Origin of the sequence: Haloimpatiens massiliensis (genome assembly GCF_900184255.1) — a bacterium.
Taxonomy (GTDB): Bacteria; Bacillota; Clostridia; order Clostridiales; family Clostridiaceae; genus Haloimpatiens; species Haloimpatiens massiliensis.
Genome location: NZ_LT854639.1, coordinates 211486 through 235361, shown reverse-complemented (window position 1 = coordinate 235361; position 23876 = coordinate 211486). Strand labels below are relative to the sequence as shown.

19 protein-coding genes are annotated in these 23876 nt (G+C 28.9%); 15 read left to right on the top strand and 4 right to left on the bottom strand.

What is annotated here, in order from left to right; genetic code table 11:
* Nucleotides 1-25: 25 nt before the first annotated feature.
* From C1715_RS06530 to C1715_RS06510, 6 genes are all read left to right on the top strand, one after another.
* On the top strand, nucleotides 26-1267 hold the full coding sequence (locus tag C1715_RS06530) for a serine hydrolase (RefSeq protein WP_102399770.1): 1242 nt from the start codon (nucleotides 26-28) through the stop codon (nucleotides 1265-1267).
* Between the two features lie 310 nt (nucleotides 1268-1577).
* On the top strand, nucleotides 1578-2267 hold the full coding sequence (locus tag C1715_RS06525; protein WP_102399769.1) for a YveK family protein: 690 nt from the start codon (nucleotides 1578-1580) through the stop codon (nucleotides 2265-2267).
* A 683-nt stretch (nucleotides 2268-2950) separates the two neighbouring features.
* Nucleotides 2951-4633 carry a peptide ABC transporter substrate-binding protein gene (locus C1715_RS06520; protein WP_102399768.1) on the top strand — a complete coding sequence of 561 codons (1683 nt, stop codon included), beginning with the start codon at nucleotides 2951-2953 and terminating at the stop codon, nucleotides 4631-4633.
* Nucleotides 4634-4680: 47 nt separating this feature from the next.
* Entirely contained in the window at nucleotides 4681-4812 is a 132-nt protein-coding gene (locus C1715_RS20010; protein ID WP_278320093.1) for a hypothetical protein, read from the top strand.
* A gap of 165 nt (nucleotides 4813-4977) precedes the next feature.
* Nucleotides 4978-5937 carry an LCP family protein gene (locus C1715_RS06515; protein ID WP_242971905.1) on the top strand — a complete coding sequence of 320 codons (960 nt, stop codon included), beginning with the start codon at nucleotides 4978-4980 and terminating at the stop codon, nucleotides 5935-5937.
* A 764-nt stretch (nucleotides 5938-6701) separates the two neighbouring features.
* Nucleotides 6702-7253 carry a transposase gene (locus C1715_RS06510; protein WP_102399766.1) on the top strand — a complete coding sequence of 184 codons (552 nt, stop codon included), beginning with the start codon at nucleotides 6702-6704 and terminating at the stop codon, nucleotides 7251-7253.
* A gap of 28 nt (nucleotides 7254-7281) precedes the next feature.
* Here the strand turns inward: C1715_RS06510 and C1715_RS06505 are convergent, their stop codons facing one another.
* Nucleotides 7282-7935, bottom strand: a complete 654-nt coding sequence (locus C1715_RS06505; protein WP_180964016.1) for a sensor histidine kinase — start codon at nucleotides 7933-7935, stop codon at nucleotides 7282-7284.
* A gap of 1169 nt (nucleotides 7936-9104) precedes the next feature.
* The gene (locus tag C1715_RS06495) at nucleotides 9105-10127 is read right to left on the bottom strand and encodes an LCP family protein (protein ID WP_102399763.1); all 1023 of its coding nucleotides are present in this window, start codon (nucleotides 10125-10127) and stop codon (nucleotides 9105-9107) included.
* 483 nt (nucleotides 10128-10610) lie between these two features.
* On the opposite strand from C1715_RS06495, the gene C1715_RS06490 reads away from it, so the two are divergent.
* The 4 genes from C1715_RS06490 (at nucleotide 10611) to C1715_RS06475 (ending at nucleotide 14337) form a co-directional block, all read left to right on the top strand.
* Nucleotides 10611-11477, top strand: coding sequence for a DMT family transporter (locus C1715_RS06490; protein WP_102399762.1), 867 nt, complete (start codon nucleotides 10611-10613; stop codon nucleotides 11475-11477).
* A gap of 265 nt (nucleotides 11478-11742) precedes the next feature.
* Entirely contained in the window at nucleotides 11743-13197 is a 1455-nt protein-coding gene (locus C1715_RS06485) for an aminoacyl-histidine dipeptidase (protein ID WP_102399761.1), read from the top strand.
* 147 nt (nucleotides 13198-13344) lie between these two features.
* Nucleotides 13345-13893 (top strand): manganese efflux pump MntP, encoded by a 549-nt coding sequence (locus tag C1715_RS06480; RefSeq protein ID WP_102399760.1) that lies wholly within the window; start codon nucleotides 13345-13347, stop codon nucleotides 13891-13893.
* A 12-nt stretch (nucleotides 13894-13905) separates the two neighbouring features.
* Nucleotides 13906-14337: a Fur family transcriptional regulator gene (locus C1715_RS06475; protein ID WP_102399759.1), complete on the top strand. Its 432-nt coding sequence runs from the start codon at nucleotides 13906-13908 to the stop codon at nucleotides 14335-14337.
* Between the two features lie 8 nt (nucleotides 14338-14345).
* Here C1715_RS06475 and C1715_RS06470 read toward each other — a convergent pair whose 3' ends face one another.
* The gene (locus C1715_RS06470) at nucleotides 14346-14657 is read right to left on the bottom strand and encodes a hypothetical protein (protein ID WP_102399758.1); all 312 of its coding nucleotides are present in this window, start codon (nucleotides 14655-14657) and stop codon (nucleotides 14346-14348) included.
* Between the two features lie 500 nt (nucleotides 14658-15157).
* Here C1715_RS06470 and pepF point away from each other — a divergent pair, with 500 nt between their 5' ends.
* The 3 genes from pepF (at nucleotide 15158) to C1715_RS06455 (ending at nucleotide 18848) form a co-directional block, all read left to right on the top strand.
* A complete protein-coding gene (pepF, locus tag C1715_RS06465; RefSeq protein ID WP_102399757.1) occupies nucleotides 15158-16951 on the top strand; it encodes an oligoendopeptidase F in 1794 nt (597 codons plus the stop codon).
* Nucleotides 16952-17144: 193 nt separating this feature from the next.
* Nucleotides 17145-17543, top strand: coding sequence for a hypothetical protein (locus tag C1715_RS06460; RefSeq protein WP_102399756.1), 399 nt, complete (start codon nucleotides 17145-17147; stop codon nucleotides 17541-17543).
* 69 nt (nucleotides 17544-17612) lie between these two features.
* On the top strand, nucleotides 17613-18848 hold the full coding sequence (locus C1715_RS06455) for an IS4 family transposase (RefSeq protein WP_102399755.1): 1236 nt from the start codon (nucleotides 17613-17615) through the stop codon (nucleotides 18846-18848).
* 60 nt (nucleotides 18849-18908) lie between these two features.
* On the opposite strand, the gene C1715_RS06450 is transcribed toward C1715_RS06455, so the two are convergent.
* Nucleotides 18909-20648, bottom strand: coding sequence for an ATP-dependent metallopeptidase FtsH/Yme1/Tma family protein (locus C1715_RS06450; protein WP_102399754.1), 1740 nt, complete (start codon nucleotides 20646-20648; stop codon nucleotides 18909-18911).
* A gap of 1027 nt (nucleotides 20649-21675) precedes the next feature.
* Between C1715_RS06450 and C1715_RS06445 the strand changes: the two genes are divergently transcribed.
* Both C1715_RS06445 and rnhC read left to right on the top strand, forming a co-directional pair.
* Complete coding sequence (locus C1715_RS06445) at nucleotides 21676-22713, top strand: YkvA family protein (RefSeq protein WP_102399753.1); 1038 nt, start codon at nucleotides 21676-21678, stop codon at nucleotides 22711-22713.
* Nucleotides 22697-23665 carry a ribonuclease HIII gene (gene rnhC / locus C1715_RS06440; RefSeq protein WP_102399752.1) on the top strand — a complete coding sequence of 323 codons (969 nt, stop codon included), beginning with the start codon at nucleotides 22697-22699 and terminating at the stop codon, nucleotides 23663-23665. The genes C1715_RS06445 and rnhC overlap by 17 nt, the downstream gene beginning before the upstream one ends.
* Nucleotides 23666-23876: the final 211 nt, after the last annotated feature.

Sequence of the window (23876 nt, the reverse complement as noted above, 5' to 3'; positions counted from 1 at the left end):
AATTTAAGGGGGAAAGGGTAAAAAAATGAAGAAAAAAACAATTATTATAATTATTTTGTTAGTTATAATAGGTGGTTCTAGCGTTAGAGGTGTGGTAGTTTACAAAGATAATAAAACTGAGAAAAAAGTAACAGAAGAAAAATTGTTAACTAAAGGAAAAGAAATGCAAGTTGATAATAATGATGAAAAAGGGGTAGAAAAAAGAATATTAGATGAAGAAAAACAGAAACAGGAAAGAAGAAAAGCTATAGAGGAAGCCAAGGTGATTTTACTGAGGCAAGGTGATAGTGGACAAGAAGTAGTGGAGATTCAAGAGAAACTTTATAATATAGGATATAATTTGACGGTAGATGGAAAATATGGAAATATTATGACTAAATTAATTAAATGTTTTCAAAAAGAAAATTCTCTAGAAGAAACGGGAATGTACAATAATGAAACAAAACGAGTTTTAGAAACAAAACAAGATGTAAGACAGTGTAATAAGGGTTATGGAAAAGATGATAGCTATTTAGAAAAGGATTATGAAGGACTATCTATTGAAGAGAAAATTAGAAAATACTTAGGAAAAGACATAGATAAAGTAGGTTTTGTATACTATGATTTAACTTCTGGCGAAAAAATAAGTATTAATGAAAATAAAGCATGTACAGCTGCAAGTACTTATAAGGTTGGAATGAATATAGTAGCATACAATAGAGTAAGGCAAGGAAATTTAGGATTAGATGAAGATTTAAGGTATAGGTCGTCTATGTACGAATCTGGAACAGGCATATTGCAAAATCAAATAAAAACAACGCTTAAGAAACCAATTTCCATACAGAAGTTATTAGATTTATCAATTATATACTCAGACAATATAGCTACTAATATGTTATCACGTCGTCTTGGAGGAGTACAAGCTGTTAGAAGAGATGTATGTGACATTACAGGAATTCATATAGATACAAGAAAGAATGTAATAACTCCAGAAATGGAATTTATATTACTAAAAGAATTATATGAAGATAGAAATGAAAAATATAATGCACATTTAATAGATTCCATGAAAAGCACAGTATTTCATGATAGAATAGACAAATATATTCCTAAGGATATAGTTGCACACAAAATAGGAAATTATGGTTCATCAGTAAATGATGTAGGTATAGTATTTGCTGAAAAGCCTTATATATTTGTTATGTATACGGATTCATTAAGTAATGCCTCAAATAAGATAGCAATATTATCGAAAATAGTGTACAAACATCATAGTGCTGCCAGGTAACTGTCTTCGACAGGTGCCTGGCACTTGGTGTTTTTTGTCGAAGATTTGTTGACTTTTAGTTTGTTAAAGAGAGAATAATTATTTTGTTCTTTTATTTATAAATGTTTATAGTAAAAAGCTAATATTTTAGGTGTATGCCTATATGTCGTATTGACTATATAATAGAAAACATAAAATATTTAACAGAAAAGTGAATTTTACTAAAAAGTTATAATAAAAGTTTTCGATATATATATTTGGTACTATATTTATCATTATTTAAAAAATTATTATATAAATATTTATTATAATTTTAATTACGGAGGTTGTTATGGAAGAAGAAATGACTTTAGATCTTAGAGAATTCTTTTGGATATTAAAGAAGAGATCAAAATTGATAATTAGTATTACACTAGCAGCAACTATTATTGCGGGAGTTATAAGTTTTTCTATTATATCACCTACATATCAATCTAAAGTAAGTGTAGTTGTGGGAAAAGGTGATGCATCAAGTAGTGTAACTAAAAATTATAACTATAATGAAGTTATGATGTATCAAAAGCTTGTTAAAACATATGCTCAAATTGCAAAGCTGGATTCTGTAGCGGAGGAAACTATAAGAAAAGGTAATTTACAAATGAGTGCAAAAAAACTGCAAGAAGTTGTTAAAGTTACACCGCAGACTGATACGCAAATATTGGATATAACAGTGGAAGATAAGGAGCCCAACAAAGCTAAATTTATATCAGATATATTTACAGAGGTTTTTATAAAAAAGGCCACAAAGGCAATACCGGGTGGAGAAGTTCAGGTTTTAGATAAGGCTCAAGTACCAGAAAAACCTATAAAACCTAAAAAGAAACTTAATGTTGCTATAGCATTTTTCTTGGGACTTGTGATATCTATAGGAGTTTCATTTCTTTTAGAATACATGGACAACACCATAAAGACTGATGAAGATATAACTAAGATTTTAGATTTACCTGTTGTGGGGGTAATTCCAGAACATAATCAAAGTTAAAAGTTTATGTATTTGCAAAATGAAATGCCATTTTATAAATAAAACAACTATTTTATAGTTTCAAATTACCATATAGACGATATATAATTAAATTTATTGTGAAATTGTAAATTTAATTATGATTGGAACGTAAAATAATATGTAGAACATAATTATAACGATACTTAGTAGCACTTCAATTATAGTTAAATGTTTACAAATAATGTGGTTGCTTAATATAACTAAAAACACCATTGAATAGCGTCATTGGCCGGGTGATTCACACCTATCCAATGACGCTGTTTGTTTAGGCCAAAGTATAATGGGTTTCAATATAATCGTAGGAGTTTTTATACTATTTTTAAGTATTTGTGTTAATTTATATTTTATATATTTAACATTTTTATAGTGGTAATGTAACTGCTGCATAGACAATTTTAAACACAAAAATATTGATGAGTGATTTCTTTAATATAAAATAATTAAATAATATTAGTATAAGTTAAAAAATATTTAATATATATATAATAATGTAAACAAACAGTAAAAAAGTAAATTTCACAATAGTAAAAATATTTTAAAAAATAAGAAGGATTTTTAAATAAATGCAGAATAATTTAAGTAATACATAATATATTTCATATATACACAAAATATGAAATATGTATATTGTAATTTATTAAAAACATTGGGGGTGTTTGTTCATGAAGACAAAAAAATTAATGTCAGCTATTTTAATGGTTACATTAATGGCTTCGGGGCTAATGGTGGGATGTGACAAAAAATCTGGAGATAAAGGAGGAAGCTCAAGTACAGTTAAGATGGATAAGGAACAGTATATTAATTGTAACTTAGGAGCTGAGCCTAAAACATTAGACCCATCTAAAGGAACAGATGTATACGCTGCTTTAATATTGACAGAAACTATGGAAGGACTTACTAGACTTGAGCAAGAAAATGGAAAAGATGTAGTTAAACCAGCAGGAGCAGAGAAGTGGGAACACAATGAAGAAGGAACTGTTTGGAAATTTTACTTAAGAGACTACAATTGGTCAGATGGTAAAAAAGTAACTGCTGAAGATTTTGTTTATTCGGTTAAAAGAACACTAGATCCTAAAACTGGAGCACCTTATGCTAATTTATTATATGTTATAAAGAATGGAGCGGCTATAAATGAAGGTAAAGCTGCGGTAGATACTTTGGGAATGAAGGCATTGGATGAGAAAATTTTAGAAATAACTCTTGAGAAACCTTGCCCATATTTTTTCCAGATAACTTATAACAAAACTTTTGTACCACAAAGAAAAGACATAGTTGAAAAATATGGAGATAAATATGGTTCAGGATCAGATACTATGGTATATTGTGGACCATTTGCAATAAAGAATTGGACTCACAATAGTGAATTAGTTTTAGAGAAGAATGATAAATATTGGGATAAAAAATCTGTAAAATTAGAAAAGGTTAACATGAAAATTATAAAAGATGATTCAGCAGTATATAATTCACTTTATAGTGGAGCGTTAGATTTTAGCGGTGCATCTAAAAAAGAATGGATTGAAAAGTTTGATAAAACTGGCAAATTCAATAACTTAAAGGGGTATACCCCAGGTGCAAGCTATATATTCTTTAATACTAAAGATAAATTATTTAAAAATGCAAATGTTAGAAAAGCGTTTTCTATAGGTGTTACAAGAGAGGATTTATGTAACGTTATATTTAAGGGACGTCAAAAGCCAGCTTATGGTTGGGTTCCACCAACAGTTTTAGTAAATGATAAAGAATTTAGAGAAGAGGCTGAGGAGCCAATTGAAAATTTAGTAAAGGAAAATCCAGATCCAAAAGCTTTATTGTCTAAGGGATTAAAGGAACTTGGAATGGATCCAGACCCATCTAAATTAACAGTTACATTCTTGCAAGCAGGTACTGATCAATGGTTTAGAACCTATGCAGAATATTTACAAGATATGTATAAAAAAACATTGGGAATTACATTAAAGACAGAATATGTTGAATGGCCAGTATTCCAAAAGAAAACTGATGATGGAGAATTTGAGTTAGCAAGTATGTCTATGTCAGGAGATTACAATGATCCAAATACTTTCTTTGATGGATTTATATCTGCCACAGCGTATGTACCAACTTTCTGGAAAAATGCGGAATATGATAAGTTAACTACAGATGCCCAAAACACTATGGATGTAGCTAAGAGACTTGAAGATTATAAAAAAGCTGAAAAGATATTGCTCTATGATGAAGCTGCTATAGCTCCAACAGGATTCCCAACAAGGAATACCTATGTATATAAATATGTAAAAAATTTAATGACTCCACTATTTGGAACTACTGAGTTGAAATATACTTATACAGAAGGTAGAAGCAAATAGTAAGAAATATTGACAAAAATCGGCAGGTGACAGTCACCTGCCGATTTTTGAGTTCAATAAAAATAGGTATAAGTAATAAAATCATAAATCATTTATTCTATAGAAAGCTATCTATTTCACTAAAAATAGAACTTGTACTAGGATTTTCATGTGAAGTCTCTGGAAGGATACAACAATAGTAGACAGGATTTACGACTGGTGGTAAAATGTTAATTATAGGTTTATGTCTATAAATGTCTATAAATTTTTATATAAGTGGATAAGATATTGCAACACTTATAGCATAAAGATAGAAAATTAGAAAAATATTCATAACAAAAATGTTAATTAGAGGAGATGGGGATGTGAAAAAGAAAAGTAAAGCCTTAAAAATAATATTAATAATAGTTTTAGTGGCAGTAATCTTTTTAGGTGGAGTTTTTGGATATATTTATTCTAGAATAAAGAATGTTAAAAAGGTCGATTTGGTAAAGGATCCTGTTGAATTAGCAGTAAATGAGGAAGCTGAGGAAAAGTCTAAACTTAATGGTATTACAAATATAGCTTTTTTTGGTATAGATACGAGAGAAAAAGGTGGAGCGGGACGTTCAGATTCAATAATGGTTGTTACTTTAGATGGTAAGAATAATAAGATAAAAGTTTCTTCAATAATGAGAGATACATATGTGAATATAGAAGGTCATGGAAAAACTAAGCTTAATCACGCTTATGCATATGGAGGACCTAAACTTGCTATAAAAACTATAAATGAAAATTTTGGTCTTAATATAAAAGATTTTGCAACAGTAGATTTCTTTGAATTAGCAGATATTATTGATAGCTTAGGCGGTGTAGAAATAAATGTTGAAAATAATGAAGTGAAATTAATAAATAGCTATGCTAAAGGGTTAGAGGGGATAACTAAAAAGCATGTAGAAACATTACAAAATGCTGGTAAGCAAACTTTATCAGGAGCTCAAGCTGTGGCATACTGTAGAATAAGATATACTAGTGGTGGGGATTATAAAAGAACTGAAAGACAAAGAACAGTGCTTAATGCCATAATTAACAAGGGATTAAAGATGAATAAGAAAGAGTTATTAGGTATAATACCAGATATGGCATCAAAAGTTCAGACTAGTATGAGTACAGGTGAAATAATGAAGCTAGCTACTCAAGTAGTAACTTCTAATATATCTTATGTGGAACAAAAAAGATTCCCTTTGGAAGAACATTCAAAAGGTCAAATGATAAATGATATATGGTATCTAGTTACAGACATACCGGCTACAAAAAAAGTAATGAATGAATTTATTTTTCAATAGAAATAAAGGTGCCAGGCACCTGCCGATTGATGAGAAATTTTGTAGAAAAATTATTAAGAAGTCCAGTGATTTATTATATCACTGGACTTTTGTATTGAGCATAGTTTGTTTTGTGAAATAAAAGTATCTATTTAGATTAATATTTTCCCTTTTGTTTTTTTAAATGATGTTTAACAAATGTATATAATGGCAATAATTATTTATAATAATTGAGTTGTAAAATATAAATTAATAAGAATAATTCTTAGTATAATTTTTTAGTGAGAATATTAAGGCACATTCAAATAAATAACAAGTCAGTATGCTAGTCTATTTTGCGTCATACTGCGTCAGCAGAACCCACCGATAGTCATACTAGCGGCGGAATCTGCTTCCTTGTCTGACACAAAATATACCTGCATCTTTGACTTGTTATTTATTTTCATGTATCTTATGCGAATTAGTATCAATAGGAATTCTAACTTAATAATAAAGTTAGAAATTTTAGTTGAAAATTATAAATTGAGACCATAGTAAAAATTATAGTTAAGAATTATAACTTGAGACCATAGTTATAGTAAAAATTATAGTTAAGAATTATAAATTGAGACTATAGTTATAGTTAAGAATTATAACTTAAGAATTGCGAGTTAAAAGTATAATTATAAATTCAAGTATAAATAAAAGAACATATATAATGAAGTTATGGATTAACTTGTATATTAATATTATTTATGAAAAATAAAATGTAAAAGGGAATAAGAGAAAAATTAAAGGAGAATAGAATGGGAAGAAAAGCATTGATATGGTATCCAGGAGCTATATATCACATAACCACAAGGGGAAATAGAAAGAGTAATATTTTTGTGAAAAGATTAGATTATACAATTTATTTAAATATATTAAAGGAATCATTACAAAAATATAAAGCGACATTATATTGTTATTGCTTAATGACTAATCATGTACATTTACTAATACAAACTGGAGATACTATAATTAGTCAAATTATGAAAAAAACAAATGAAACATATGCTAGATATTTTAACAATAATTACGGTTTATCTGGACATTTATTCCAAGATAGATATGGTTGGAAAATTGTGCAAGGGCAAAAATATATTTTGGATGCCAGTAAATACATACATTTAAATCCAGTAAAAGCTAAAATAGTGGAGAAGCCAGAAAAGTATATTTGGAGTAGTTATGCTATGTATATAGGTGAAAAAAAGGAAAAACTCATATATTCAAAAAAGATTCTTTCTTTTTTTACAGAGAGAAATTGTAGACAGGAATATAAGCAATGGTGCCAGGCACCTACCGAAAAATGTCGATAGATATCTGACATCAAAGTAGATTCGTAGATTATTTTTTCTTTGGTAAGAATACAGTAAATATGGTGCCAACACCTTCGTAACTTTCTACGGTTAGTCTTCCGCTATTTTTATGTACTATAGATTTAACAATAGGAAGACCATGACCATGATCAGGACCCTCTTTTGTGGAAAAACCCACTTGAAAAAGTTTATTCTTAATTTCTTCAGAAATAATTGGAGAGGAATTTGTTATGGATATAATATATTCATTATCCGTTTGAAATATGGAAATAGAAAGAATTTTTTCATCAGCATTACAGTTTTCAAGTTCATATATAGCATTATCAATTAAGTTAAATAGAATTTTACATAAATCTAATGAAGATATTTTTATATTTTCTAAATAAGAATCTATGTCTAGCTCAACTGTAATTCCGCTATTCTCTGCTATAGCATATTTTCTATAAAGGAGCGCTGCTACTTCTACATTTTTAATTTTTGATATGGAAAATACTTCATTAGTTTTTCCACATACATTAAAAGTGTACTCTAGGGCTTTTTCAGGTTTGCCTAATTGAATTAATCCAGATATAATACTTAAATGATTTTGAAAGTCATGCTTCTGCCCTCTAAGGGCTTCGATAACTTCTTTAGAGTTATTTAATTCTTTTATAGATTCCTTTTCTTCTTTTATTATATTCATAATGAAATAAAGACATATAAAAGAGCAAAGACTTAATATTAACATTATCAACCAAATACTTACAGGATATTTGAAATTAGAAGAACTAATATTCTCCCAAATTAGTATAGCGTTATTAGAGACAAATAAAACTATTAAATTTTGAAGTAAAATTAAAGCGATGAGGATATACGCTTTAGAATTTGAATTCATAAAAATCATCCTCACAATCATTTTATTTATTTAAGTTTATTATGGTTTTTTTAGTTAAATAGTTTACAAAAAATGTAATTATTAAAAAACAGTGAGATATTAAAAATGCAATAATTGCTAAACCAAATTTTTTATATAATTTTGGCATAAGTCCTTTTAAAAGTGGGATAAAAAGACCTTCACCCAAAAGCACTAAAGCCAAGCTTATTAAAATAGAGATAATTGATTTTAATAAGGATATTTTAAGAAAGAGTGTTAAATATAATATAATTACTATGATCATTATGAATGTATGAGAGCCTAGTGGAATTTTATAATTTAAATATAGGATTCTAATTAAGGACAAAATTATTCCGTTAACTAAGCTAGTTTTAAAAAGAGTCTTAAAATCTAAATAAATACCCAAAAAACTTAAGCCAGTACCTATTACAAAAAAACATTCAATAATAGAACCTATGAAAATCTCTAATTTGACCATAATAAAACTCCTATTTAAGAATATCTATTAAAATTTAAAATCTACAGTGAAAGTATAATCATATAATAAAAGTAGTATAAACTTTTAAAATTAAAGTTGATATATATAATCATGTAATATATATAATTACATGTAGTAAATATGCCAATAAATAGTATGCTAATACACATATAATAATAACATAAAAATCTATTGTTATCCACATAAAACAACAAATGTATTCAAAAAATGCAATGATTGTATAAATAATATGCTATTTTTGTTAAAAATTTTTGATTTATAATAATAATCTTTTTAATAGTAAAAATTTATTCTAGGAATATCAATGCTAAGACTCTTTGAGATGGAAAATAGCATTTATTTTACAGCTTATTAAAGGAAATATATAGAATTATATGTTGTAAACTTTATTAACAGAAAAGAAGTAAAATCATAAAAATTAGAAATCAAAATAAAAAAAGAGGGGCAATGTTGCTCCTCTTTTTCTTTTGCTTATAACTTAATTTCGCTCTTCATTATGATTGCCTTTAGGTTCTATATCATTGTATATAAAATCATGAAGACTATTTTTAGTTTCCTCTATATCAGTAACTAGATACCAAATTCCGTTTATTTTTTTTCCATCGCTATTGGAATCTAGAGGAAATCTAGCTTGCTTAACATTTGTTATATTTGAAATAAGAACATCTTTTCCAATAGACATAATTTCATTAGAATCCAAATTTGTTTCTACAAGAGGAAGGAACTTAGAAATTAGTGAAGGATATTCTAATTTGTTCTTGTTTTTTGCCTTATCAATAATAGCATTTAACACTGCTCTTTGTCTTAAAGTTCTTTCGTAGTCTCCTCCAGCAGTAGAACGAATTCTAGCATAGGAAACAGCTTGTCTTCCATTTAATACTTGAACTCCTGCATTTGTAAGAGTAGGTACAGAATCGTGAAGTATAGCTGAGGTTTCACCCATAAATTTATTTATGTATTTGATTTCGTTAGGTTTTACATCAATTTCTACTCCACCCAGTATATCTACTATTTTTTCTAAATTAAAAAAATCTACTGTGGCATATTTTTTTATATTTAAATCAAAATTATTGTTAAGAGTCCATAAAGCTAGCTCTGGACCCCCATAAGCATAGGCATGAGTAATTTTAGTTTTATCATGACCTTTAACTTCAACAAAAGTATCTCTCATTACAGATGAAAGCTTTATGTCTTTGTGCTTTTCATCTATGGTTAATATAATTATACAATCAGAGTGTGTAGGATCGTTTTTTTGCCTTGTGTCTACTCCAAATAGAGCTATGTTAATAATATCGTCCTTTGCTTTTTCGTTTGCAACCTTCTTTATACCTAAATCAGAGTCATTTTGAGATATATCCTTTTTATTAACTTTACTGAACAAATTATGAGTATATAAATAAGCACAGGATCCAACTATAATTAGCACTATTGGAAGCATTATTAACACTTTTTTTAATATACTTCCAGATTGATTTTTAGTTTTGTTATGTTTTTTTTTCAATTTACTTCCATAAGATAAAATTAATTTAAATTATGTATCTTATGGTTACCCCCTTTCATTAATGCTTATTTTAATAAAACATTTCAAATTATATCATTTAAGTATGAATTAGTTATGACAAAAAAGTAACATAAAGTTTAAATAAGTTTAAATAAGTTGTGAATTTACTATGAAGATAAATTATAGTTATTTTCTATAACGTGTATATTAGGTAATAACCATAGCTATGAACAAATCATTATTATACAAAATAGGTAAAAGGAAATGTGCTTTATTTTTAAGTGACTATGATAAATGAGAGATTTTTATAAGCTTTAAGAAAAAATGAGATATTTTTATAAACTAAACTATAAAATAAGTTAACAGTTGTTTTATGATAATGAAATTAAAAAAACATATTGAATTAATAGAGTATATTGTTTATGATTTATTTGGAATATAAAATAATAACATACTATAATATTAAAAAGAAGGAATATACATATGAAGAAAATAAATGGGGTTTTTTATGCAATGCTTTCTGCAGCAGCATTTGGAGTAATGCCTATACTTGCTAAGATTGCTTATAAGGGAGGAACTAATGCTATAACTGTTTTAGCATTTAGGTTCTTATTTGCAGCAATAATGATATTTCCACTTATGATAGGAAAAAAAATAAGCTTTAAAATAAATAAAAAAGAATTGAGAGATGTATTTATATTTGGAGGAGGAAGTTATGCAGTAGGGTGTCTTACTTTATTTTTAGCATACAATTATATGTCTGTAGGACTAGCTACCACTATACATTTTATATATCCTATAGTTGTAACAATTATTTCTGTAATATTTTTCAAAGAAAAACTAAAAAAAACAAAAATATTTGCACTTATTCTCTCATGTATAGGCATATATTTATTGGTAGGTGGCGGTAAGGAAGTCTTAGCTCCTATGGGAATATTTTTTGCTATTATTTCAGGAATATTTTATTCTTTTTATATAATATCAGCTGGTCATAGTTCTATAGGAAAGATGGATGTATTTTGTGCCACTTTTTATCTGTCCATTGCATCTTCATCTATACTTTTCATAAGTGCTATATGTACAGGCAGTCTTGTTACGTTAATAAAGTTTCAATCCATAGTAGCTATTCTAGGAATTTCATTTATATCCACAGTTATAGCACTTATGGCATTCTTAAAAGGTGTTAAGATTATAGGAGCATCTAATGCAGCCGTGTTAAGTACTTTAGAGCCTATAGTTAGTATTGTTTTAGGAGTAATAATTTTAAAAGAAAAACTTAGTTCAATTATTATATTGGGAAGTATATTAATACTTATCTCGGTGGTTATAATAACATTGGGAGAAAAATAATGTTTATATTACTAATATGTTAAAGGTTAAAGCTAGTGGTCAGTGAAAGAATATTAGTAGAAGAGTATTAGTAAAATAGTAATAAGACTTATGGTGTTAACTATCATTGTTTAGTGATGAGGATTAGTAGAACTGCTAAATCACTAATGTAGCTGATGTTGCACTATATTTTAGATACCGTGATTATTAGTTAATTATACGTCATTATTAAATTATTGGACAAAAAGTGGGAAACCACTAAAATATATAAAGAGGTGATGTAAAAATGAGTAGAGTACTAGAAAATTTAAATCCAAAAGAAGTATTTTTCTATTTTGAAGAACTTACCAAAATACCTAGAGGTTCAGGAGATGAAAAAAGAGTAAGCGACTATTTAGTTAGTTTTGCTAAAGAAAATAATTTAGAAGTTATTCAAGACGAAACTTTAAATGTAATAATAAAGAAGCCAGGTACAATGGGATATGAAAATGCTCCAACAGTTGTTATTCAAGGACACATGGACATGGTTTGTGCTAAGGAACCAGGTCTAGATCATGATTTTAAAAAGGATCCAATAAAGATTAAAGTAGATAGAGATTTTGTAAGAGCAGAAGGAACTACATTAGGAGCTGATGATGGAATTGCAGTGGCTTATGGACTTGCGGTGCTTGCGTCTTCAGATATTCCTCATCCACCAATAGAATTATTAGTTACTACTGATGAAGAAACTGGTATGGGCGGAGCTCAGGGATTAGACCCAGCTAATATTAATGGAAGATTGCTTTTGAACATAGACTCAGAAGAAGAAGGAAAACTTCTTGTAAGCTGTGCTGGTGGACTTAGGGATAAAATAATTCTTCCAGTAACATTTGAAAAGGTAGAAGGATTAAAGGCTGTAGAAGTTAAGGTACATGGATTAAAGGGTGGACACTCTGGAATGGAAATAAATAAGGGAAGAGGAAATGCCAACAAGCTAATGGGTAGATTTTTAAACGACCTTATGAATTCTATTGATTTAAAAGTAGCATCCATAAATGGAGGAGAAAAAGATAACGCTATTCCAAGGCAAAATGTAGCTGTAATTTTAGTTAATGAGCAGGAAATGAATGTTTTACAAGAAAAAGTTAATCAATGGACACAAACATTTAAGACAGAATTAGAAAATGCAGATAAGGATGTAACTATAAGTTTAACTACTTCTAATGAAAATATAGAAAAAGTATTCTCAAGAGATACTTTGGAGAAGGCCGTAAATATATTACTTCTAATACCAAATTCAGTGCAAACTATGAGTATGGCTATAGATGGACTTGTAGAAAGCTCAAGTAATATAGGCGTAGTAAACACTTTAGAAGATTCTATAGAACTTATAAGTGCAACTAGAAGTTCTGTAGATTCACTAAAAGAAGAAATACACCAAAGAGCAGTTTCTATAGCTAAGGTTTATGGAGCCAAAATAGAAACTTTTGCACCGTATCCAGCATGGCAATACAAGGCAGATTCAAAATTAAGAGAAATATGTGTAGAAGCTTATGAAGGAATATATGGAGAAAAGCCTGAAATAGCAGCTATACATGCGGGTCTTGAATGTGGATTATTCTCAGGAAAATTTCATGACATGGATATGATATCTTTTGGACCAAACATGTATGACGTACACACTCCAAAAGAACACATAAGCATATCTTCTACAGAAAGAGTTTGGAAATACTTATTAGAAATACTTAAGAGGATTAAGTAAAATTTGAAAATGTAAGTTATCCATTTTCAAATTTTATAAATGAATAATATTCAATGCTCAATGATAATTATCAATGGCCAATGAATGAAAATCGACACTATGAATTGGTCATTGATTTTTGTTAAAAAATATAAGGGGAGATAGTAGATGAGCTTTTATGAACTTACATTAATAGCTTTAGCGCTTTCATTAGATGCTTTTGGGGTGGCTATTAGTCTTGGCATATGTAATTTGAAATTTAGAAAAAGTATACCATATATAGCTTCTTTTGGATTTTTTCAGTTCTTTTTTGCTTTTGTAGGAGCTTATGCAGGAATTTTATTTAATTCCTATATAGCAGAAATGCCAAAGGTTATTGGTGGTATAATAATAGTTTTGGTGGGAATACTTATGCTTAAAGAAGGGTTTCAGCATGAAGAAAATAAGTTTATAGATAGTACAAAGGCTTATTTTATACTGGGAATGTCTGTGAGTATTGACGCCATGGTAATTGGATTTACAGTGCTTAATAGTATAAAAAGCAATTGGATAATTTTAAGTGATTCGCTTTACATAGGATTTATAACTGCTATAATGACTACTATAGCTTTTAGTATGTGCAGATATTTAAAGAAGATAAAAACTGTAAGTGCCTATGCAGACTATATAGGAGGGGTAATACTTATAATGTTTGGACTTAAGATGGTATTTTTTTAAAGGGATGATTATATGGAAAAATATAAGTCTATCATGAAAAATAATAATATGAAATGCACAAAAGCAAGGCTGAGTATTTTAAAACTTATAATAGAAGAAGAAAAATCACTAAGTGCAGATTATATATATGAAGCTTGTAAAAATCAGGGGATAACTGTGGATTTATCCACAGTTTATAGAACACTAGAATTGTTTTATACAAAAGATTTAGTACAAAAATTTGATATAGGTAAAGGAAAGTATGAATATACTTTTAAAGAAAATAATCATAAGCATATATTGAAGTGTGAGCTTTGTAATAAGCAAGTGGAAATAGATTGCCCTATGCCACAAATAAAAGAAATGGTAAAAGATAAGACAGGCTTTGCAATGGTTGAATTAGAAGAAGACATAAAGTTTAAAGGAATTTGTGAAGAATGTATAGGAAAAAATAAAAAGAAGTAGAGAAGGGGCTATGGATTTTGGTAGAATTTTTTAAGTTTCCATAGTCCTTTTTTATTTTTTTCTAAAAGCATTTTATAACTAATTAAATCATGAGGAGATTTTTTTTTGAGACCTTTTACAGAAACTATGCACATATTGCCATCGGAAAACTCCACTTCCCAATTATCCAATCTATATAATTTATATTCATTAAATATGCCAGTAGTACTATATCTTTCCACAGCTCCACCTATATTTTTAGTTTTCTTTATAGAATAAACATTAAGAAATATAAATATTGTAATAAATATTGTACATATAAGAAATAAAAATTTTTTCATTTAAAACACCTCTATTTTAATCACCAGTCTTTAATTACAAATTCCTAATCATTGGATAATTTTTTAGCATGCTAGTCTTCTAATTTAGTCCCTAATGAACAATACTTAGTTTTTCATTTTTAATTTTAAAAATATTTAGTTTATAAACTGTATTTTATGTTCTAGATTCTAGGAAAAAAGGGGCAAGAGATACACTAGTAGTTAAATGAAACTGATACCTAAATAAAGTTTAGAAGTAATGATAATACAAATAAATTTTTTCTATTAATTAAAGGGTTACTTATTTATATTTATAATACCATAAAATGTATAGTATGCAAAAATTATCATTGAAATATACTTAATTTAATAGAAAATTATCATTATTTATGGGAGTAAAACTTAGGAATTGTGTTATAATATTACTAAATTGTGGTTTTTTATAATTGGATTTTTAGTATTTTTAATTTTAATAATAAGGGGGTGAAACTGCTAGTAGTTTACATCTACAGCAGTAAGTAATGGCAAATGTTAAAAAGTTGAAAAGTAGAGAAAAAATTTCAGAAAAATATAAGTGGAATATTAAAAAAATTTATGGGGACTTAGAAGCTTGGGAGAAAGATTTTAATGTATTAAAAGAAAAAGCACCACAACTTTCAAAATATAGTGGTAAGCTATCAGAAGGAAAAGAACTTTTAAATTTCCTAGGACTTCAAGAAGAAGTTTCAAGACTTCTAGAAAAGTTATATGTTTACGCTCATTTGAGAAGTGATGAGGACACAGGAAACAATACTTTTCAGGGAATTAAAAATAGAATAGATGCATACCTTGCAGAGGTTATGAGTTTTGAAGCCTTTTTTCAACCGGAAATACTGTCCTTAGAAGAAGGGAACATCTCAAAGTCTATGAAAGAAGTACCAGAACTCAATATGTACAAATTTTATTTAGAAGATATATTGAAGATGAAACCACATACTTTAGATAGGAAGACTGAAGAGATTTTGGCTTCACTTTCAGATTGTCTAAATGCACCAGGAAATATAAGAGGAATGTTAGCTAATGCGGACATGAGTTTCCCTTATATAAAGGATGAAGAGGGAAATGATGTGGAGCTTAGTGAGGGGAATTTTATTAATTTTTTAAGAAGTAAAAATAGAGAAGTTAGAAAAGAAGCTTTTGAAAAGTTATACGAAAATTATTATAAATACAGAAATACTTTTGCTACAGCTTTAACTTCTTCTATTAAGAATTTTATAGTTACCTCTAAAACCAGAAATTTTGAAAGTTCTTTAGAAAGTTCGTTAAAACCTAATAACATACCTTTAGAGGTCTATAATAATGCGGTAGAAACTATAAATAAGCATTTAGATTCTCTACATAGATATGTTAGAATTAAAAAGAAACTTTTAGGAATAGAAGAAATGCATATGTACGATTTATATGTGCCAGTAATAGATACTCCAAAGGCTCATATAGAATTTGAGAAGGGTGTACAAATAGTTAAAGAAGGTTTAAAACCTTTAGGAAAAGAGTATTTAGACATATTTCAAAGTGGAGTGGAAGATGGATGGATAGATGTATTCCAAAATAAAGGTAAGAGAAGTGGAGCTTATTCTTGGGGATGTTACGATACTATGCCTTATGTTCTATTAAACTACAATTACGGTTTAGATGATGTATCCACATTAGCTCATGAAATGGGGCACTCTATTCATTCTTATTATTCAAGAAAGAATCAACCATTTGTATATTCAGATTATGTACTATTTTGTGCAGAAGTAGCTTCTATAACTAATGAATGTCTATTAATAAAAGATCTTATTGACAAGGAGAAGGATGAAAAAAGAAGACTTTATCTCATAAATCAACAATTAGAGGGAATTAGAACTACAGTGTTTAGACAAATAATGTTTGCAGAATTTGAAAAAATAACTCATGAAATTTTAGAGGAAGGTAAACCGCTTACTAGTGAAGAGTTATGTAAAATATGGAAAGAGTTAAATGCAAAATATTTTGGAGAAGATATGATAATAGATGAGGGCATAGAGATGGAATGGGCTAGAATACCACATTTTTATTCAGATTTTTATGTATATCAATATGCTACTGGTTATGCTGCTGCTAACTCTTTTAGTACTGCTATTTTAAATGAAGGAGAAGAGGCAGTGGAAAAATACAAAGGTTTCTTAAAAAGTGGAGGGTCTGATTATCCTATAAACATTTTAAAAAGGGCTGGAGTAGATATGACTACTGCAAAACCTTTAGAAGATACTATTAAGAGATTTGATGAGCTTTTGGATATGCTAGACAAATAAAACACTTAAAACCTTGTCTTTGTATACGATAATAAATTAAGAACTAAATTTATCACATGTGAAGCCAGCTATAATCTTCAGATTTTATATAATGGGGTAATTACAGCTGGCATCACAATGGATAAATTCTTTTAGGCTTAAAAGGAGTATAATATTCCTATTAAGTAAAATTTTTACTAACGAGGGGTGCAACATGAGGTTAGAGTGTATAGATAATGTAAGGGAAATGGAAATATTGGGGAAAAGTATACTAGGTGATGATGGACAGATATTATTAAAGGCTGGTATAGCTCTTACAGACAGATATTTAGAAAAACTAAAAAATTTAGGTGTATATTACATATATATTAAAGATGAGAGACTTGATGATGTAAAAGTAGAAGATGAAGAGCTTACGGAATTAAAGCAATATGCAATTAAAAGCTTGTCTAAAGTTGTTAAAAATGTAAGTCTAAATGGAGAAAAAGAAGTAAGGGATAGTGTGGAGAAAGTCCAGAGCCTTGTAGAATATATACTAGAGAATAAGGATGTGGATAAAAGTCTTAATGATATAAAAACTTATGATAATTATACTCTCAACTTTCGCACATAAAATTTAAGGCGGAAGCCTTTAAAATAAACATATAAAGCAAAGAAACATTCCTTTTGGTATAATAGAATCATGACAAACATCACACCAAGGAAAGGAATGTTTCTTATGAATACTATTATATCAAATGATACTACTGATAAACAACTTAATTTTACTATAAATAGATTTTTTAAGGATAACAAAATTGGATACATACTTAAACAATGTAATTTTTCTAAAGAAAAAGGATTTTCCTGTATAAAAATATTTAAATATATCTTTATGCTTGTTTTTACTGGAAAAAACTTATTTAGAAACTTGGAATTTGGAAAAAATAATCAATTTTCAAAGGATACTATATATAGATTCCTTAACTCACCAAACTTCAATTGGAGAAAATTTCTGTTTTTACTTTCTTCATCAATCATAAAAAACATTATTGTGCCTCTTACTTCTGAAGATAGAGTTAATGTACTTGTAGTTGATGATTCTTTATACAGTAGATCTAGAAGTAAATCTGTTGAACTTCTTGCAAGAGTTCGTGATCATGTTGATCATAAATATATCAAGGGCTTTCGCCTTCTTACTCTTGGCTGGTCAGATGGCAACACTTTTTTACCACTTGCGTTCACTCTACTTTCTTCCGAAAAGGAGAAAAACAGACTTTGCTCAGAAAATCACAATATTGATAAAAGAACTAATGGATCTAAACTCCGTAAGGAGGCTATTTTAAAGTCACCCGAAGTTATGATTAGTTTACTTAAACAAGTTTCAAAATATGCTATTCCTGCTTCATATGTTCTTTTTGACAGCTGGTTTACGTACCCAAAAACTCTTATACAGATTTTAGAACTCAAACTTAATACTATTGCCATGGTTAAAGCAATGCCAAGGGTTTACTACAATTACAATGGTAAATTATTGAACCTTAAAGATCTTTACGCTGCTTTAAGAAAAAGGCGTGGTAAGGCCAAAATTCTCTCTTCTGCTATTGTAGGTATTGGCTCTGACAAAAATGGTAATGAAGTAAAAGCAAAAATTGTATTTGTAAGGGACAGAAACAGAAGTAGAAAATGGCTTGCTTTAATTTCAACCAATATATCCTTAGATGATAACGAGATAGTAAGAATTTATGGAAAACGTTGGGATATAGAGGTTTTCTTTAAAATGAACAAGTCCTTTCTAAAACTCGCTAAAGAGTTTCAAGGGCGTTCTTATGATTCCATGGTTTCACATACTTCTATAGTTTTTACTAGGTATATTATGCTTACTTTAGAAAGTCGTAAGNGTACAAGAGACAGGCCCACTAGCCCACTAGCCCACTAGCCCACTAGCCCACTAGCCCACTAGCCCACTAGCCCACTAGCCCACTAGCCCACTAGCCCACTAGCCCACTAGCCCACTAGCCAGGTTTTCATAATAAAGAGTTTCTTTTTGTATTAAAAGTTCAGAAAGATCACAAAGTTGCTGTTTGTTTTGGAGAAGTAAATCTTTTGTTTTTATATAAAGAGATTCTACTAAATCTCTACATTCTTTAAGTACTTCACTGGTGTTTTGGGAACTAGATGAAAGGTTATTAAGAGAAAGTAAACCAAATTTTTCTCCCATTCCATATTTAGTTACCATATTGAAGGCTATTTCTGTACATTTTTGAAGGTCATTGTATGCACCGGTAGTTATGTGGTCTTTTCCAAAGATTATTTCTTCTGCAGCTCGTCCACCTAGCGTTACCATAATTCTTTTATATAAGTAGTCTTTACTTTGATACATAGTATCCTCTGGAATACTTAGAGTATAACCACCAGCACCTTTGGTACTTGGTATTATAGTAACTTTTGAAACTTTTTCTTCTGGTAGAACGTACATAGAAGTAAGAGCATGTCCTATTTCGTGATAAGCAGTGATAGCTCTATCTTTTTCTTTTATAAAATCTCTATTTATTTTTTCATATCCAGCCAAGACAATGGAATATGCTTTATCCATATGAATGTCATCAATATTTATACTATTATCTTTGCAAGCAAGTATAGCAGCTTCATTTACTAAACTTTCTAACTTTGCTCCAGAAAAGTAAGCGGTTTTTTTAGCCCATTCTTTTATTTTTATATTCTTGAAAGGTTTATTTTTAAGGTGGAGATTTAATATTTTTTCTCTGGCAGAAATGTCAGGAAGTGATACTTCTATATGCCTATCAAATCTACCAGGTCTTAATAGAGCTTCGTCAAGTATGTCTAACCTGTTGGTAGCAGCTATTACAACAATACCTTCTTCTTCTTGAAAACCTGACATTTGAGTAAGTAAGGCATTTAAAGTTTGATCTCTTTCTTCAGCACCACCAGAATTGGAATCACTTCTTTTTTTACCAATGGCATCGATTTCGTCTATAAATATTACAGCTTTTCCGTGTGCTTTGGCTTTTTTAAATAAACTTCTTATTCTTCCAGCACCGACTCCCACGTATACTTGTACAAAATCTGAACCAGATACAGGAAAAAATGGAACCTCTGCTTCGCCAGCTATGGCTTTTGCTAAAAGCGTTTTACCAGTACCAGGGTCCCCGTAAAGTATTATTCCCTTTGGTATTCTAGCACCATATTTTTTGTATTTCTCTGGTGACTTTAAAAAGTCTACAATATCTTTTAAACTTTCCTTAGCTTCTTCGTTTCCAGCTACACTATTAAAATTACATGATATTTCTTTTATAGCTTCAGCGTCTATGGAAGAAACAGAAAATAAGCCTTTTTTACCAGTTTTATTGGAACCTATAAGAGTGAATCCAATAATCCCAACAGAAAATAAAATTCCGAGGGAAGGTATTAAAAATTTTAAGTCAATTAAGGATTCTTCTTTTACTTTTATGCCTGATTTTAAAAGCTTTTCTTTAAAATCTTCTTTTCTTGGATTGTCTGTTTTATATACTTTACCATCCTTTAATTTTACGCTTATAATTGGTGATGTAGTATCATAGACACTTTCTACTTTATTTTGTGAAACATCCTTCATAAATTCTAGATAGTTTTTTTCAGAAGTGTTATTGAAGGGAAGTTTAAAATATATCAAACATGTTAGTGATAAAATTCCTAGTATAAGGGGTAAAAATAGTAATTTTTTCTTATTTTTATCCATAAACTCATCCTTTCTAATTTCACAGTGTCGAATTTTGTCGAACAAGTTTATTATACAAAATTAACCGTAGAAAGTCCAATATTATAGATAAAATTTTATAAAGTAAATGATGGAAAAGAGTTTACAAATAACACATAATCATAATCTGAAAATCAGAACTCTATATGCCATATTTATCAGTGGTCATAACTGTATATTTTAACTAAGAAGTGTCTATACTTCAGTGTAAGGCACATTCAAATAAATAACAAGTCAGTATGCTAGTCTATTTTGCGTCATACTGCGTCAGCAGAACCCACCGATAGTTCTACTAGCGACGGAACCTGCTTCCTTGTCTGATACAAAATATACTAGCATCTTTGACTTGTTATTTATTTTCATGTACCTAAACAACTGGAGGAAGAATGTATATGTTAGTCAAAGCAAAATATGAAAAATTCGTGGAATTAGGAAGATAAGTGTAGTATCATTTAATGTAAGAAGTTATAAATGTGAAAGTTTTTAGTGAAATTTAGGAATAAAATCTTTAGTCAGCAATTGCTAATTTACAATTAGTATTTAGACGATTATAATTTAGATACTAGATATAAGTAACTCAATTTTCGCACATAAAGTTCAAGCTCTACATTAGATTAATAAGGGTTTAAAATTTAAAATTTAGAATGTAAAACAGAAATTTGTAGAGTAGGTAAGAGTCAAAAAGTAAGAGCTAAGAGGTAAAAAGTAAGAAGTAAGAGTGAAAAGTTAAGAACTAATAGGTAAAAGGTAGGAGTTTCTTTAAAAAATTCAGCAAAGCTGAATTTTTACCACAACTATTACTTATTACCTGTTACTTACAAATTAATTATAAAAAACTCTTTGAGTTTTATCCTTAACTCTTACTTCTTAGCTCTTACATATTACTTACCTGTAAATTTCAAATTTTATGTTTTTATTTTATAACTGCGAAAGTTGAATTAGTAATATAAAGTGGACATTGAAGCCATGAGACTAGGGATTATAATTAAAGAGATTAGGGGGAGTATGTATGAGGATTTCTTCAGTGAGTATTGTTTTAAACAGTGAGGATTTATTGAGTATACTAAGGGATTTGCTAGGAGAATTTTTGCCCCATAAGGGTTTAAATATAGATTCAGTAGTGCTTAAACAGGATATTACAGTAAGGGCAAGCTACAATGGCAAAATTAAGATGTCCTTTGGAGTAGTTTTACAGGTGTGCTCTGTTGTAAATAATATGATTAAACTTAAAATAAAAGAGGTGAGATTGGGGAAAGTTAGGGCATTTAATTTTATTAAAAATTTTGGTATTAAAAAGGCCTTATCTTCTTTAAAAGAATACGGGATTTTTGTGGACAAGGATTTTGTAATAGTGGCAATGGATAAATTAGAGGAATATATACCAGGTTCTAATTTTGATATTTTATCTATAAGAGTAGGAGAAGATATCAAAGTAGAACTAGAGAGTTTAAATATTAATTTAAAAGAATTGTTAAAAGATCATAAGGATATGGAGTCTTACGAAACTCAGTGTAACGAAGAGGAGTTAATAGTTATAGAAAAAAAAGAAGATGGATATACTGAATTTAGAAGTAATGTTATAAAAAAGGTACCAGATAAGTATAAGAATATAGCTAAATATGCTATGATTTTGCCAGATATAGCGGCTCTTTTTGTAAGGCTATTTAAAGATGAGAGAGTTAGTAAAAAAGTAAAGATTCAATTGGGAATTATAATAACTTATTTAGGACTTCCAATAGATATATTTCCAGACTTTATTCCTTTTATAGGTAAAATAGATGATGTGGCAGTGGCTTTCTTTGGGCTTAACAAGCTTTTTAACGATATTCCTAAGGAAGTAATACTTGAAAATTGGCAAGGAGAAGATGATATTATATCTATAGTAAAAGAAGGAGTATACTATATGTCTAATGTAATGGGGGCAGATAAAGTATCAAAGCTTTTATTTGCTTTAAAAGCTTCTAAGAAAGAAAAAACACAAGATGAACACAATAAAGATTCAAAGGTAAATAAAAAGGATAGGTGTAAAGATGGAGTGGTTAAGTAATATAAAGGACAAGTTCCAATGTTATGAATATATGAAGGACAAGTTTATTTCTAGAGGCTGGACTGTAGAACAATATAAGGAGATAAACTATGGTCTTCAATTTGGAGTTAGCATTAATGGTCAGAGAGAAAATGTAAGGGTTTATCATAGTAAAAAAAAGGGCATAACTTGTGATTTCTCAGGAGTAAAGTCTAAGGAAAATGAACAGCTTATAAGGGAGACTTTGATGGGTTATAATGAAGAAAGTATAGAGGATGATAAAGATACAAAAAATAATGAACATATAAAGAAAAATAATGAAATGTCAATTAATGAGATTAAAAAAGGTATAAAACCTCTTATAGGCACTGATGAGTCTGGAAAAGGAGATTTTTTTGGTCCTCTAGTAATAGCAGGAGTATATGCAGATGAAAATACCCAAAGAATACTTAGAACTTTGGGAGTAGATGATAGCAAAAAACTTACAGATAAAAAAATATCTTCTATAGCAGAACAAATAAAAAAATTATGTATTTATTCTGTTGTGATGGTTGGTAATAAGAAGTATAATACTATTTATGATAAAATAGGTAATTTAAACAAGCTTTTGGCATGGGGACATGCTAGAGTAATTGAGAATGTTCTTGAAAAGGTAGAATGTGAAAATGTCCTATCAGATCAATTTGGAAATCCTAATCTTATAAAGAATGCATTAATGGAAAAGGGGAAAAAAGTAAATTTGCAGCAAAGACCAAGGGCGGAAGAAAATGTTGTGGTGGCTGCAGCAAGTATATTAGCTAGAGATGCCTTTGTTAAGAACATGGAACAAATGAGTAAGAACTATGGGATAGAATTTATAAAAGGAGCTTCTAATATGACTATAGAAGTAGGAAAGGATTTTGCTCAAAAGTTTGGTAAAGGTCGACTTAATGAAGTGGCTAAAATTCATTTTTCTACATTTAAAAAAATTTAATATGGATTATTTTTTATAAATTGCACATCATAATAGTAATAATTATTTTTATTCCAAGGCTATCTACTGTAACAATACCATGCCATATATAAGTAGGATTAAACAGTAGCGATGCCTATAGATAACAAATTTTAAGCTTAATGGAGTAAAAAGAACTCCATTTAAGGCTAATAGCTTTATGCAAACTATGAATGAGAAATGAAAGGTGGTG